The organism is Sphingomonas sp. LY29 (assembly GCF_035593985.1).
GTDB lineage: Bacteria > Pseudomonadota > Alphaproteobacteria > Sphingomonadales > Sphingomonadaceae > Sphingomicrobium.
In genome coordinates this window covers 487644-502520 of the sequence record NZ_CP141587.1, presented here as the reverse complement: position 1 = coordinate 502520, position 14877 = coordinate 487644, and the positions used below count along the sequence as shown (strand labels likewise).

Below are 14877 nucleotides of genomic sequence, written 5' to 3'. Positions count from 1 at the left end.
TTTGGTCCCTCACTGCAGGTCGCGCAGAGCCTCGATCAATGGATAGGCGATTTGCCAAACGTCAGTTTGGCCGGCCCCGACCGCCCGTTCCAGATCCTCGGCATGCTTACTGATCTCCGGAAATCCGAGTGTTCCAGCCGTCCCGGAAAGCGAGTGAGATAAGGCTAGGACCTTGTCGAGATCGTTGGCCTGGAGGGCTTCGAGCAGACGGGAGTAATCGGATGCGGCCCGTGCCCGAAAGCGATCGGCTAGCATTCGAGAAAAATCGTCTTCCATCAGGCGGTAGTTACAAAAGATTTCGCCTTCTCGGCGAAAGTCATGGGATCGAAGGGCTTTGGAATAACCCCAAGAGCACCCAGCGCGATGAGTTCGCTTACTTCGGCCGAATGGGTTCTCGCTGTCACGAAGACAACAGGCGCGAGGCAGGGCGTATCGCGGCTCCTCAGTGCGCGTAGCGTTGAGGGGCCGTCCATTACTGGCATCATGACGTCAAGTAGGATGAGGTCGGGCTGCCATTCAGGCGCGACGATGAGCGCTTCGGTGCCGGAAGAGCAGCTCCGCACGTCAAAGGTTTGATCCAACTGCAACGACATCACGGCGATTTCCCGGATGTCGTCATCATCGTCGACGTAAAGAACTTTGGTCATCGGTCTTCCGCTTCGCGCTCATGTGCTCGTGTAAGCGATTTGGCTGTGCTCAGAAGATGATCGAGATCGTGCCGCGACTTCGTCAGGACCGCCTCGACCAATCTAGCGTTCGCGCTATCCACGTCGCCCGCTGTGTAGAGTAAGACAGGGCAGGTAGGACAGGACTGCCGTACCAGCGGCACCAGATCCATTCCCGAGCCATCACTCATCGCAACGTCCAAAATCACCAGGTCGAAACTGTAGCGACGGAGAGCTGCGTCACCCTCTTGTACGCTCGGTGTCGAGTGTACCTGGAACGAGCCATCGAATGCTTGGGCGACAAGGCGAAGAGTGTCGGGGTCATCGTCGACGTGAAGGAGATGGAGCGTCCCGTCTCCCGTTGGTCTCTCTAATTTAAACAGATTGACCGCATCCCCAGAGATGGTCGTTTGCGCCGGCAAATCGATATGAAAGACGGTGCCTTTGCCCGCCACGCTCTCATAACGGACCTCGCCGCCCGAGCGGGTCACGATTTCCCTGACGATGCTGAGCCCAAGCCCGGTCCCGCTTCCCGACCGAGTGTCGGAAGAGTCGGCCTGAGCAAACTTCTGGAAAATTCGGCCTTGGAACTCCTCGGGTATCCCCGGTCCCTGATCCGAGATGCTAATGATCTGGCGAAACTGATCCCTTTTGGCCGAGACAGTGACCACTCCGCCTTTTGGCGAGTGCTTAATCGCGTTCGACAGGATGTTCGCGAGAACTTGAGCCATGCGGTCGGAATCGACAAAAACGGTATCGGTATCTGCGACTGTCGTTATCGACAGTGTCACGTCGTGCTCGGATGCCAAGCCGCTGCTGTCTCGCACCGCGTCTTCCAGAAGATCGATGACGGCTGTCTGCTGGGGCTGGAATGGCATTTTGCCAGCCTCCATTTTCTCGATGTCGAGAATGTCGTTGATGAGCCGGATAAGTCGTTTGCAATTGCTCTGCGCGATCCCGACCAAGCGAACCGCCTGATCAGGCAGCTTCCCGGCGACACCACCAACAAGAAGACCTAGCGAGCCAGCGATCGACGTAAGCGGCGTCCGCAGCTCGTGACTCACGGTGGCCACGAATTCGTCCTTCAGCTTCTCGATGCGACGTCGTTCGGTCGCGTCGCGTGCAACGGCTAAGTAGTGGCTCCCGTCGCTCAGCTTTACTGGTGTAGTCGCGACCTCGGCGTCGAAGGTGGAGCCATCCTGATTAGCACCCACGAACGTGTGGATGGTCGCTGCGCTTCCATCCTGTCGCGCAATCGCGGCGAGATAGGCTTTGCTCACTTCTTCCGATGGAGCGTCAGCAAAGAGGCTCAAGTTCGACTTGCCGATCAACTCCGACGAGGGTCTGTCAAAAAGGCGCTCCGCAGCGCTATTCGCCGAGGTGATGATTCCATTCTCGTCGAGAATGATCATAGCGTCGTTGGCGGCCTCGAAAATTGCTGCTTGGCGCTTCGCCGCGTCAGCCAACTGATCGGTTCGGTGCTTTAGAGTGCGGATCGAGCGCAGCATGGCGAAGAGCAGGCTCGCGACTCCAAAAATTAGTGCCAGTTCGATTAGGATGATCCGCCTCTGCTGATCCTGCCTGCTTGCTGCCGCGGCACGGAGGAGGGCTCGCTCTCGCTCCAATTCTGATGCTTGCACGCGCTGGACCAGGGTGCGAGCGCGATCCATGACCCGTTTGCCTTCACCGCTAGCGATAATCGCGCTCGCCCCGGGTTCGTCGCCGTCCATTCGCAAGGCAACGATCGCTTCCGAAAGGCTTTGCTTTCTTCGACCTTGCGCGAGGAGGGCGCTTACTGCTGATTGCTGAGAGGTGTTTGCGAAGCCTTTACTCAGGCGCTCTTCGACCCCTCTTATCTCGCGCATGGCCCGAACTTGCGGTTGCAGGAATTCAGCCTTCCCGGTCACCACGAAGCCGCGCTGGGCGGTCTCAATGTCCTGCAGAAGCGTCAGATAGTCGCCGGCGAGACGATACTTGCCGCTACTCTCTTCGATCTCTCGTACGACGTTGCGGCTTGCTCTGACATCGCTGAACTGGACGAATCCGATCATCGCGATCAGCAAAAAAGAAGCGACCCCACTCAGGACCGCCAGACGGGAGGTCGCCGGCCTGTCGCGACTGCCGATTTCATTAATCAAGGAAGCCGCTTTTTTCATCCAACAACAAACCTAGGCATTAATGGAGGAGCAGCCGCTAGTAGCGTGCAGCATGGGTGTGAAGGGGCTCGCCCGGACGGAGAGCCGAGCTCTTCCTTAGAAACTTACGATTACGAGGGTGAAGGCCAGAAAGGCGACAGCCCACAAGAAGCCAGACCAATATTCTCGACTGGCGAAAAAAGCTCGCATAATTGCATCCTTACAACGGCCGCTAGAGCATCCTGCAGGTTCTTCTCTCCGTCAAGAATTGCTCCCTGAAACCGCGAGCCATGATCAGAGAAATGCGTGTTCACCTCCCCCCCCCCAAAGGTGCGTGGCTCAAACCAGAAAACTGCTGGTAACTTCGAATTAACCAAACTAGTTCATAGTTTGAGTTAATGGAGCGAATGATGGCCACGGAGTTCGACTGTCACAAAGCATTGTACGAGGTCGTGGAAGACGTTCTGCGAGCTGAGGCTCTTAATCCCGGCGATAAGGGCCGCATATATTCAGCAATCGACATGATGAGGATGGCCAGCTGCACTGAAGAGCAGATCCGGATCGCCGAACAGATTTCGTTGGTCATGCATCAACTCGACAATTCTAGACGTACTGAGCACCGCATTGGTCGAGAAGACAGTCTAATTGAGCTCAGGGAGCTCGCAGCGAAATTTGTACAGTCTCGGATAAACGTCCGGTAACTCTAGTCTGAAAGCTCGAGCGCTGCCCGCAAGTCGCGGTAGCGTGTTTCCGTCGGAACTGAGTAGTTAGTTGGCAGTTTAACTTGGCGCAGTCGATTGCATTGGCTGCTCGTCCAAATTTGCTGAAAGGCTAGTTTGGTTCGGAGCCGTAAGCCCCCCGGCTTGCGGCGACGGTGTGGCTAGCCATCCCCGCCCGACGTCGGCTCTGTGCGGTACGTACCATCCGCCTGGCAGGCGTCGGGGAACCGTCATTAGTACTCTGAATGATATTTGGCGGGGAGCCGCTGCAGTGGCGGGCCGCGGAATCGCACCAAAACGGACCTAATCTTTATTCCCAGTTCAGAGCTTCTAGCTAAGGAAGTGGCATCGCGTCAGCGTGCCTAGGCAGCGACCCACTGACCCCACTCAGTGGGTCGCTGCCAAATTTCCCTCCGCAGTCTCCACGACCTCGCGCGCGAAAGCCTCCGCCATAATCGAATGTGTTTGACCTCCCGCCGTCATCGTTGCGGAAGCGCAAAGGCGAGCAGCTGAGACTCGCGATCTCCATCAAATTTGGAGGCAGATCTTGAGGGTGGCGAATAGCCCATGAAGGGGCATCTCAGTGCGCGAAGTGCAGGCGGATCGGACCTCAAGAACGCGCTCGACGATCCGAAAATCGGTTTACACCCTCTCGCTAACCCGTTGATTTCATTCGAGCGAAAAAGCGGTCGGTTTACAGCAAAAACGTCAGAAAACCGCGAAAAACACTAGCTGGGGAAGCTTCTGCTCTACCATTGAGCTACACCCGACCGATGCCTGGAGCGGTGCCATGTTCCGCCGGGCGGCGTCAACAAGCAAAACGGCGCCGCTTCCCGAAGGAAACGACGCCGCCTGCATTTTCAGTTCCTGGTCTTAGAAGCCGACAGTCAGCGATGCGCTGAAGGTCCGCGGTGCGCCGACCTGGACGTTCGGGACCGAACCGTAGTTCACGCCCGACAGCGGCTGGGTAAGCCCGCCGCCGAAACCGCCGACGTAAAACTTGTCGAACAGGTTGTAGACGTTGAACTGGACGAACGACTTGTTGAGGCTGCCGGTGAACGAAGGAATGTTCACGCGGGCGTCGAGGTTGACCAGCCAGTAGGCATCGGCCGTCGCATCATAGACCTGCGCAGGGGCAGCAACCGAACCGGCGAAGACCGGGCGGTTGTCGTCATAGATGAAACGCGGGCCGGTGCGCTTGGCGATGACGCCAAGGTCGACCGGGCCGATCGAGTAGTTGACCGACGCGCCGTAGGTGTACTTCGGCGTGCCTGCTTCGCGGTTACCCGACAGGTCAGCGAAGATTTCCTGACCGGTAGCGGTGCAGCCGAGGATGCCGGCAGTAACCTGCGCCGCGGTGCAGGTGCCGAGCGACAGGTCTTCCTTGATCTTCGACTTGTTCCACGAACCGAACACGTAGGTGCGCAGCGACGCGAACGGCTCATAAGCGATCGAGCCATCGATGCCGTGCTTCGTCACGCGGCCAAGGTTACGATAGACGGTGGCGTTGAGTTCGGGATCGTAGGCCGAGGCCAGACGGTTGTCGAAACGCGTGAACCAGCCCGATACCTGCGCCTGGATCTTGCTGCTGCGATAACGCAGGCCAAGGTCGAAGCTGTTGGTGATTTCCGGATCCGGCTTCGCCGAGTCCGAACCTTCGGGGAAGTAATAGGCGTTGTAGAGGTTGTCCGTGCCCGGAACCGAGATGCCCTTGGCGTAGCTGCCGAAGACGCTGAGCGAACGCATCACGTCATAGGTGAAGCCGATGTTCGGAAGCAGCTTGTTGTACTTCAGCGTGCGCTTGCCGCCCGGCGCGAAGCCCGACACGACGCGGCCGGTGACCGGGTCGACGACATAGGGGTTCAGCGTCGCAAGCTGGCCGTCGATCGTCGGATCGCCGCCCGAACATTCGACGAAGCCCGAAGCCGAGGAGGTGAAGCAGTTGTTCTCAAGCTCGCGCTTGAAGAACGGTGCGCGGACGCCCGCCTGAACCGTCAGCGGACCAAATTCGCCACGATATTCACCCGAGATCTGGTGAAGGATCGCATAGCTCTGGCGGTCACGCTTCTGCAGGTTGATGCCGTTGCTGCCTGCAACCGCGTCGTTCACCGGGAACACGTCCATCGGCTCGCCGTCGACATCGACGAGGCCGACTTCACCGGTCTGGCGATGGTTGGCGCGGTCGAAGGTGTAGCTGGCGCGGACGGTGTTGGTCGGGTTCAGGTCCCAGCGCACGCCGGCGATGCCAACATAGCGGTGCGTGCGAGTCTGGCTCGGCGCGACGGCGGTGACGGTGTCGCGAATGTCGCCGTCGCCGTTGAGGTCGACGCCGCCCGCATAGGGGCTGCCGCCGTAGTAGCCGGGCGCGCAGACGATGCCGGCGCCGGTCGTGACGGCAGCGCAGTTGGCGCGGCCGCCGGTCGGGTTGATGTCATAGCCGAATTCACGGGCGGATACGGTGCCGCCGCCGTTGGCCTTTACCGACTGGTAGCTGCCGTCGAGCGTGAACACGACCGAGTCGGTCAGGTTGAAGAGCGACTGCGCACGGATGTTGCCGGTGTTCGACGGATTGTAGCGACGGTCGAACTCGGTTCCGCAGGTGTTCGGAGCGTCAGCGACGCCAGCCTGCGGCACGTCGATCGTGCACGGGAAGTTGATGTCGTATTCGCGCTCGTCGTTGTTGGTCGGATAGCGGTTGGCCGAACCCGACCCGACGACGCGGCCGGCATCGGTGCGCAGCGGCAGCGAACCGAAGAAGTTGTTGCGGTTCTGGTTGTAGTGGCCGGCGAGGCTGATGAAGTCGCCGCTAGCGCCGAGCGGCTGGTAGATGCGCGCGTTATACTGCTGCTTGTCGACCTTGCCGTAATTGTTGAACGGATTGTCGTTCTTGGCCGACGAGGCCGAGATGAATGCGCGGGTGCCCCACGGACCGATTTCGCCGGTGTGAAGGACGCCGAAGACGCGGCGGAAGTCGAACTGGCCGATCGAGGCCGAGAACTGACCGCCGGCGCGACGCTGCGGCAGCATCGTGCGATAGTTGACGGTGCCGCCGACGGCCGAAGCGGTCGGCGAGTCGACGTCGGTGGTGCCGAGGTTGACGTTGACCTGCTCGATCAGCTCGGGATCGAGCTGCTGGTTCGAATAGATGGCATAGTTGCCCGAATCGTTCAGCGGGATGCCGTCGAAGGTCAGGCTGATGCGCGACGAATCGAAGCCACGGATGTTGAGCGTTCCGCCCGACGAGCCGTAGGCATCGTTGTTCTGGAAGCTGACGCCCGGGACAAGGTTGATGGTGTCGAGGATGGTCTGGCCCGGCGTGGAGCGCGAGATGGCTTCCTGCGTAAGGACGACCTTCGCCTTGGGCGTGTCGGGGGTCTGGACGCCGCCGACTTCCTGGACGCGAGTCCCGGTGACCACGATTTCCTTTTCGAAGTCGACCGAGCCGGTCGACTGGGCGAAGGCGGCAGTCGGCATCACGACCGCGGTCGTGCAAAGAAGAATCAGTTTTTTCACGTTAGACCCCAAAGAGTTGGTTGAACCCGCTGAACCAGGCACGAAGGGGCTGCTAGGGGGCGAATAAGACAAAAAGGTGACCGCCCGTCCAGGCCATCACCTTTCCATCAATCCGTTGTAAAAACGTCCCACCCCGTCGCACGGCCCCCGCGCGACTCGGCCGTCGCTAGAGCAAATCAGGCCGAATTTTTCAAGGGCTGTCGCGGGGTTAGCGGCGATCTAACCGCCGACCGATGCCAACGAGCAACGTAATCACCACCGGCACGAGGACGATCGACAGCACGACCTTCGCCAATGCCTGCCCGAGGATGAGGTCGCCAATCGGTCGAACATTGTAGAACGCGACCGTGATGAAGATGAGCGTGTCGACGATTTGGCTGAGCATCGAGGCAATCGCCGCGCGCACCGCGATCAGCTTCGTCGCGCCGTTCGACAGCTTCGAGAAGAGAAAGACGTTGAGGCTCATCGAAACGCCGTAAGCGATGATTCCCGCCGCCATCAGGCGCCAGCTTTGTCCCAGCACAATCGGAAAGGCTTCCTTGGCCGGCTCGTACATGCCCTCGTCGGTTGGCAGCTGGAGCACGATGAAGGTCAGCAGAATCGCGGTGACGAGCGGGATGAAGCCGAGACGGACGAGCCGGTCGGCGACGCCGCGGCCGTAGAGTTCGGCGACCGCGCTCGAGAGCGCGACGAGCAGCAGGAAGGGAAAGATGCCGGCTTCGACCGCGAGCGGTCCGAGCGCGACCTGCTTGGCGCCGAGCACACCAGCGATGCAGGTCATTCCGCCGTAGAAAGTGGCGAAGGCGAACAGCGCGACCGGGATCGCGGAAAGGGCGGAGGTGGCGGCGCGGGGCGCATCGGCCTGGTCATGCTGGTTCATCGGCGCGATTGCGTAACGGCTTCGCCGCCGCTCGCAAGCCATTTCATGTTTGACCGGGTGCGGTCTGACGGTTAGGCGGCGTCGCCTTTCCCGACACTTTTGCAGGACTTAGCGAAGCGCGCTGATGCCGGACGCCACGATCGACATTTTGGCCATGGGCGATGCGATCGTCGACGTGATCGCGTCGTGCGACGACGCCTTTTTGACCGAGCATCGCCTGCCGAAGGGGTCGATGCAGCTGCTGACGCCGACGCAGGCGGACACGCTCTATGCGGCGATGGGTACCGCGCGCGAGATGTCGGGCGGATCCGCGGCCAATTCGATGGCCGGGATCGCAGCGATGGGTGGCAACGCCGCCTTCATCGGACAGGTGGCCGACGACCAGCTCGGCTCGATCTTCGAACATGACATGCACGCGCTCGGCGTGCGCTTCGACACGCCCGCGCTTGCCGACGGCCCGCCGACCGGGCGCTGCCTGATCCTGGTGACCGCCGACGGTCAGCGGACCATGAACACGTCGCCCGGCGCCAGTCATGAGTTGAGCGTCGATGCGATCGATCGCGACCTGATCGCGTCGGCATCGATCCTCTACCTCGAGGGCTATCTTTGGGGACCGGACAAGCCGCGCGCCGCGATGATGAAGGCGGTCGAGTTCGCGCATGAAGCGGGGCGCGAAGTCGCCTTCACACTGAGCGAGAGCGTGTGCATCGCCGGGCGCCGTGAAGGCTTTTCGGCGATGATCGACAGTGGCGGAATCGACCTGCTGTTCGCCAACATGGACGAGGCGCTGCAGCTGACCGGGCGCACCGATCCCGAAACCGCGCTGACCGAGCTTGCGACCAAGGTCGACACGCTGGTCGTTACGCGCGGGGCAGAGGGCGCGACCGCGATTGCCAACGGAGAGCGGATTTCGATCCCTGCCGCGCCGGTCGCGCAAGTCGTCGACACGACCGGCGCGGGCGATTTGTTCGCGGCCGGCTTCCTGGCGGCGCGGGCGCGCAAGGCCGGGCTCGAGCGCTGCCTGTGGACCGGCGCGATCGCCGCAGGCGAAGTCATCACGCATTATGGCGCCCGGCCGATCGCCGATCTGAAGCAATTGGTGAAGCTGTGAGCATCGGTCGCATCGCCGTTTATTGCGGTTCCGCTAACGGCGCCGATCCAGTGTTCGCCGACGCGGCGCGCGTCCTGGTTCGTGCGATGGCGGCACGCGGGATCGATCTCGTCTATGGCGGTGGCCGCCTCGGCCTGATGGGGATCATCGCCGACGAAATGCTGGCCGCCGGTGGCCGCGTCTACGGAGTCATCCCGCAGGCGCTGGTCGATCACGAAGTCGCGCACCGCGGACTGACCGAGCTTCACCAGGTCGCCAACATGCATGAGCGGAAAGCGCGCATGACCGAATTGTGCGATGCGTTCATCGCCTTGCCCGGCGGCATCGGCACACTCGACGAGTTGTTCGAGGCGTGGACGTGGAACGCGCTTGGCTACCACGCCAAGCCCTTTTGCCTGCTCAACGTGAACGGATTCTGGGACGGACTGGCCGACTTCATGGACCATGTTTCGGCCAGCGGATTCCTGAGTGAAGCGCGGCGTGCGCAATTGCTCAAAGCGGATTCGGCCGAAGCCGCGCTAGACCTACTGGACGCGGGCGCCGGAAGCGCTGCACAAGGCGTCACCTGGTAAACGCTCGGGGAGGGGCGGTCCCATCATGAATCATACGTTGCTCGGCCTTGCCGGCATTGCCGTCATAATCCTGATCGCCGTCGCCTTTTCGTCCAATCGCAAGGCGATTCGCCTGCGCGTAGTGGGCTCGGCCTTCGCGCTGCAGGCGCTGATCGCGTTGCTCGTTCTGCGCACGTCATGGGGTCGCGCGGCTATCCAGGGCATGTCGGACGGCGTGTCCAATCTGCTCGGCTATGCGACCAAGGGGACCGAGTTCCTGTTCGGCCCGACCGCGAGCAACCCGCTTGCCAACACCTTCGCGATCGCGGCGCTGCCGGTGATCGTGTTCTTCGCCAGCCTGGTCGCGATCCTCTACCACCTTGGCATCATGCAGCGCGTCGTGCGCTGGGTCGGCGGAGCGATCGGCTGGGTGACGGGGGTCAGCCGCGTCGAGAGCCTTGGCGCCGCGGCCAACATCTTCGTCGGCCAGTCGGAAAGCCCGTTGGTCGTACGACCGTATCTCGCGGCGCTGCCGCCGAGTCACCTGTTCACGTTGATGGCGGTCGGCATGGCCGGCGTCGCCGGGACGATCCTCGCTGCCTACGCCGGATTGCTCGGGCCGGAATATCTGCCGTTCCTGCTTGCCGCGGCATTCATGTCGGCGCCGGGCGGCATCCTGATGGCAAAGCTGATCATGCCCGACGAGCCCGCCGCTGCCGGTGAGCTTCCGCTCGAGGGCGGCGTCGCGACGGGCGCGCCGGAAGATCAGATCGACGTCGACACGTTCGAAGAGGGCGAGCGCCCCGCGAACATCATCATGGCCGCCGCGCAGGGTGCGCAGACCGGCGTGAAGCTGGCGGTCGCCGTCGGCGCGATGGTCTTGGCGTTCGTGGCATTGGTCGCGCTCGCCAACGGAATCCTTGGCGGGGTCGGTGGTTGGTTTGGCTATCCGGACCTCAGCTTCCAGGCGATCGTCGGCACGCTGTTCGCGCCGGTGATGTTCCTGATCGGCATTCCGTGGAACGAAGCGGGGATCGCCGGGGGCCTGTTCGGCACCAAGATCGTGCTCAACGAATTCGTCGCCTTCATCGACCTCGGCGCGCTTCAGGCCGGAGCGCTCAGCGAACGCAGCCGCGCCATCGTCACCTTTGCGCTGTGCGGGTTCGCCAATTTCTCCTCGATCGCGATCCAGATGGCGGTGACCGGCAACCTTGCTCCCAACCAGCGCCCGATGATCGCGAAGCTCGGCCTTCGCGCGTTGCTGGCGGGCAGCCTTGCCAACCTGATGAGCGCCGCGTTGGCGGGGCTGATGATCGCCTAGATTTTTGCTAAGAGACTGACATGACCGATGTAATTACCAGCGACTCCGTCGCGTCCGTGTCGTTGAACGACGCCGCCCGTGATCCCGAATGGTTCAGCGATGCAGTTGGCGTCAGCTTCGAAGAATATGGCTTCGCGATCATCCGCGACCACGGCATTTCGCAGGACCTGATCGACGACGCCGAAGCGAAGGCAAAGGCGTTCTTCGCGCTGCCCGAGGAAACCAAGCGCAAGTATCTGCTTGCCGGCAGCGGTGGCGCACGGGGCTACACCGCGTTCGGCGTGGAAACCGCGAAGGGCGCGACGGCGCACGACCTGAAGGAATTCTGGCACGTGGGTCGCGAGTTGGCCGCCGGGCACAAGTTCCGTGACGTCATGGGGGACAACGTCTGGCCGGAGGAAGTGCCGGGCTTCAAGGAAACTTTCCTCGCGCTCTACGAAGCGTTCGACGAGGCAGGCCTCAAGATCCTTCGCGCCGTTGCGCGTTACCTGAAGGTCGACGAGGACTATTTCACCGACACCGTCCGCGACGGCAACAGCGTCATGCGGCTGCTCCACTATCCGCCGATCGATACGCCGTCGGGCAACCATATCCGTGCCGGCGCGCATGAGGACATCAACACGATCACGTTGCTGCTCGGCGCCGAAGAGGCGGGTCTTGAGCTCAAGACCAAGGACGGCCGCTGGCTGCCGGTCAGCCCCAAGCCGGGCGAGCTCGTCGTCAACATCGGCGACATGCTGCAGCGCCTGACCAATGGCCGGCTGCGCTCGACCAGCCACCGCGTCGTCAATCCCGCGCCCGATCGTGCGTCGAAGGCGCGTTACTCGATGCCGTTTTTCCTGCACTTCCGGCCCGACTTCGTCATCGAAGCGCTGCCCGGCACCGTCCCGGGAGGCGAAGAGCCGAAATGGCCGCCAATCAGCAGCCACGAGTATCTTCTCGAGCGGTTGCGCGAAATCAAACTGGCCTAGTCCAGCCCGTTCGCAGCTAGAGAAATAAGGCGACCTGCTGGCTGGCCATGGCGGCCAGTCGACCGTCGCTGTCGTGCAGGGTCATGCTCTGCGCACTGAGACCATTCTCCGCGTGTCCGGCCTCCGCGGTCGCTAGCCACCAGCCGTCGCTGCTGACGGGATTGGGGCGGAGCAGGTCGAGTTGCCAGGCGATCGTGCTGATCGGGCCAGGGCCCGGCGCCGCGACCAGCGCGGCGGGCGGCAGAATGTCGCCGATCGCGATCAGTTCGACGGCAGGCGACAATCCATCCTCGCCCACCATCCGCGCCCAGCGCACGAAGCCGCGATCGATCGTCCCGGCATCGCGGACCTCGAAATTCTGCACGAAGGCGATTTGCGGCGGCGCCTGCAACGTCTCGCCGCGCGGCGGGGGAACGATTGTCGACGGCGCAATGTGGATCGCGGAGTGCCGCTCAGTCGCGAACAGGAGCAGCGCGATCAGTCCCAGCTTTTCGTCGCTCGATACCTCGACCCTCACGAAGCTGGCGCTCCTTCCCTGACGAAGCAGCGTCGGTCGAAGCTTGAGCTCACCACCAAGCGGGCCGACGAAAGCAACCTGCGCCGTGCGGAGCGGTGGCAGGTCGGGGAAGGCAGCTTCGGTGGCGGCCAGCGCCAGCGCGGACGAGGCGCCGCCATAAGCGGTGCGGCCCTGCATCCAATTGTCGCTCAGCTTAGCACGATGGATATCGCCGTGGCGCTCCATCGCGCCGATGATGGCGCCGAGGCTGCTCATCCTGCGTCTTCGAGGCTCGCTGGTCCGAAGCCGTGGGGGATGAGGTCGAGGATGTGGTGACGGTCGAGGCTGTTACCGTCGCCCGAACTGCAGAGGATCTCGATGTCGCGATGGCCGAGTTGCGCCGCTTCCAGGATCGACTGCCGGCACCCGCCGCACGGCGTGACGGTGCCGGCCCCGGCTAGCTCGTCGCCCGATCCGTCGCCGCCCGCCACCGCGATTCGCGCGATCTGGTCGAGCCCGAAGGCGGCTTGGGCTGCCGTAAGCGCGCTGATCTCCGCACAGACGCCAAGCCGGTAACAGGCGTTTTCCATATTGGCGCCGGTAACCACGCGGCCGTCGACGCTTTCGATCGCGCAGCCGACCGAGAATCGGGAGTATGGGGCGTAGGCGCGAAGCGCGGCGGCGCGGGCGGCGGCAATCAGCTCTTGGTCTGTCATGAAATCGACCTTAGGCGGTGCAACGAGTGAAAGCCAAGAAACTGGCTGAGAACCTTGGAGTGTCGTGCGTTGAGAAACTGGTCCGCCTTCTCCCTGCTGCTGCTGGCCGGATGCGCCACCGTCCCGCGCGCGCCAACGCCGCCAGCGGGGCCGGTCGACGTCCAACTGATCGGGATCAACGACTTCCACGGCAATCTGGAACCTCCGAAGAACAGCATCGACGCGACCTTGCCCGACGGCACTGCGGTCAAGGTTCCCGCCGGCGGCGTCGCGCACATCGCCGCCGCGGCGAAGGCACTGCGCGAGGGCAAGCAGTATAGCGTCACCGTTTCCGCAGGCGACATGATCGGAGCGACGCCGCTGGTGTCGGCGCTGTTCCTCGACGAACCGGCCGTATCGGCGATGAATCTGGTCGGGGTCGAGTATAACGCCGTCGGCAACCACGAATTCGACAAGGGCAGCGCCGAATTGCTGCGGATGCAGTCGGGCGGGTGCGAGAAGCACACGACGCGAACGCCATGCAAGGTTGAGCCGTTCACGGGCGCGCGCTTCAAATATCTCGCGGCCAACGTGGTGAAGGCGGACGGATCGACGCTATTCCCGGGGACCGGGATCAAGGACTTCGGGCCGGTGCAGATCGGCTTCATCGGCATGACGCTGAAGGAAACCGGAACTCTGGTGACGCCCGCGGGAGTGGCCGGGCTGACCTTCGCCGACGAAGCGGCGACCGCCAACGCAGCCGTGCCCGCGTTGAAAGCAGCCGGGGCAGACGCGATCGTGCTGCTGATCCACCAGGGTGGCAGGACCAGTGGTGGCTACAATGACAAGAACTGCCCGGAGCTTTCTGGTGACATACTGCCGATCCTCGACCGGCTCGACCCCGCAATCGGCGTGGTGGTGTCGGGGCATACCCACAACGCCTACATCTGCCGCCGGGCACGGCCGAGCGGGGGCGATCCGATCCTGCTGACCAGCGCCGGGCGATATGGGACGCTGATCACCGACATGCGCCTGTCGATCGACCCCGCGAAAGGGCTGGTGGCGTCTTCTGCCGACAATGTGATCGTGCAGGGCGAAGGCTATACGGCTGGCGGGACGTCGGTCGCCGTCAATAGTGCCTTTCCGGTATTCCCGGCCGAACCGGAGACCAAGGCGCTGATCGACCGCTATGTCGCCGCCGCCAAGCCCGAGGCGGCGCGCGTGGTCGGGCGGCTGTCCGGCCCGGTCTTGAAAAAAGAGGACGACAATCGCGAGCAGACGGCGGGCAACTTCATCGCCGATGCGCAGCTTGCCGCGAGCCGCGACGAAGGCGCTGAGGTCGCATTCATCAACTCGGGCGGCGTACGCACCGATCTGGTCCCGGCGCCTGACGGCAGCGTCACCTTCGGCGACATTTTCGCGATGCAGCCGTTCGGAAACAGCCTGGTGGTGAAGACGCTGACCGGTGTGCAGCTCAAGGCGTTACTGGAGCAGCAGTTCGACAGCGGATCGAACACCGCCGAGCGGCCCAACCTCCTCCTGCCAAGCAAGGGCTTCTTCTTTTCCTACGATCTTTCGCGCCCGACGGGTCAGCGGATCGTGACCATGGCGCTGAACGGAAAGTCGATCGATCCCGCGGCGACGTACCGGGTGACCGTGAACAACTTCATGGCGTCGGGGGGCGACAACTTCACGGTGCTTGCGCAGGGGACCGACGCGACCGACGCCGGCAGCGATGTCGAAGCGCTCGAGGCCTATCTGAAGGTGGGGGCGACGGTTCCGGCGCTGGGGCGCGTTCGCGACGTCACTCCGCGCTGAGC

Annotated in this window: 12 protein-coding genes; 5 read left to right on the top strand and 7 right to left on the bottom strand. The window is 62.6% G+C overall.

The annotated features are described in order from the left end of the window. Nucleotides 1-9: 9 nt before the first annotated feature. From SH584_RS02520 to SH584_RS02500, 5 genes are all read right to left on the bottom strand, one after another. Entirely contained in the window at nt 10-276 is a 267-nt protein-coding gene (locus SH584_RS02520; RefSeq protein WP_324808289.1) for an Hpt domain-containing protein, read from the bottom strand. Continuing rightward, nucleotides 276-647, bottom strand: coding sequence for a response regulator (locus tag SH584_RS02515; protein ID WP_324808287.1), 372 nt, complete (start codon nt 645-647; stop codon nt 276-278). The genes SH584_RS02520 and SH584_RS02515 overlap by 1 nt, the downstream gene beginning before the upstream one ends. After that, nucleotides 644-2821, bottom strand: coding sequence for an ATP-binding protein (locus SH584_RS02510; protein WP_324808285.1), 2178 nt, complete (start codon nt 2819-2821; stop codon nt 644-646). Before SH584_RS02510 ends, SH584_RS02515 begins: the two co-directional genes overlap by 4 nt. Before the next feature lie 1571 nt (nt 2822-4392). After that, nucleotides 4393-7032: a TonB-dependent receptor gene (locus SH584_RS02505; RefSeq protein WP_324808283.1), complete on the bottom strand. Its 2640-nt coding sequence runs from the start codon at nt 7030-7032 to the stop codon at nt 4393-4395. A gap of 208 nt (nt 7033-7240) precedes the next feature. Next, nucleotides 7241-7912, bottom strand: a complete 672-nt coding sequence (locus tag SH584_RS02500; RefSeq protein ID WP_324808281.1) for a queuosine precursor transporter — start codon at nt 7910-7912, stop codon at nt 7241-7243. A 124-nt stretch (nt 7913-8036) separates the two neighbouring features. On the opposite strand from SH584_RS02500, the gene SH584_RS02495 reads away from it, so the two are divergent. From SH584_RS02495 to SH584_RS02480, 4 genes are read left to right on the top strand one after another with little or no spacing between them, the layout of a single operon-like run. Continuing rightward, complete coding sequence (locus SH584_RS02495) at nt 8037-9023, top strand: adenosine kinase (RefSeq protein WP_324808279.1); 987 nt, start codon at nt 8037-8039, stop codon at nt 9021-9023. Nucleotides 9024-9025: 2 nt separating this feature from the next. Continuing rightward, nucleotides 9026-9595 (top strand): LOG family protein, encoded by a 570-nt coding sequence (locus SH584_RS02490; RefSeq protein WP_324809442.1) that lies wholly within the window; start codon nt 9026-9028, stop codon nt 9593-9595. Between the two features lie 25 nt (nt 9596-9620). Next, complete coding sequence (locus SH584_RS02485; protein ID WP_324808277.1) at nt 9621-10895, top strand: NupC/NupG family nucleoside CNT transporter; 1275 nt, start codon at nt 9621-9623, stop codon at nt 10893-10895. Nucleotides 10896-10915: 20 nt separating this feature from the next. Beyond that, nucleotides 10916-11866 carry an isopenicillin N synthase family dioxygenase gene (locus SH584_RS02480; protein ID WP_322840334.1) on the top strand — a complete coding sequence of 317 codons (951 nt, stop codon included), beginning with the start codon at nt 10916-10918 and terminating at the stop codon, nt 11864-11866. 16 nt (nt 11867-11882) lie between these two features. Here SH584_RS02480 and SH584_RS02475 read toward each other — a convergent pair whose 3' ends face one another. Next, the gene (locus SH584_RS02475; RefSeq protein WP_324808275.1) at nt 11883-12638 is read right to left on the bottom strand and encodes an acyl-CoA thioesterase; all 756 of its coding nucleotides are present in this window, start codon (nt 12636-12638) and stop codon (nt 11883-11885) included. Next, a complete protein-coding gene (locus SH584_RS02470; RefSeq protein WP_322840336.1) occupies nt 12635-13078 on the bottom strand; it encodes a cytidine deaminase in 444 nt (147 codons plus the stop codon). Before SH584_RS02470 ends, SH584_RS02475 begins: the two co-directional genes overlap by 4 nt. Nucleotides 13079-13147: 69 nt before the next feature. Here SH584_RS02470 and SH584_RS02465 point away from each other — a divergent pair, with 69 nt between their 5' ends. Then, entirely contained in the window at nt 13148-14875 is a 1728-nt protein-coding gene (locus SH584_RS02465) for a bifunctional metallophosphatase/5'-nucleotidase (protein WP_324808274.1), read from the top strand. Nucleotides 14876-14877 lie beyond the last annotated feature (2 nt).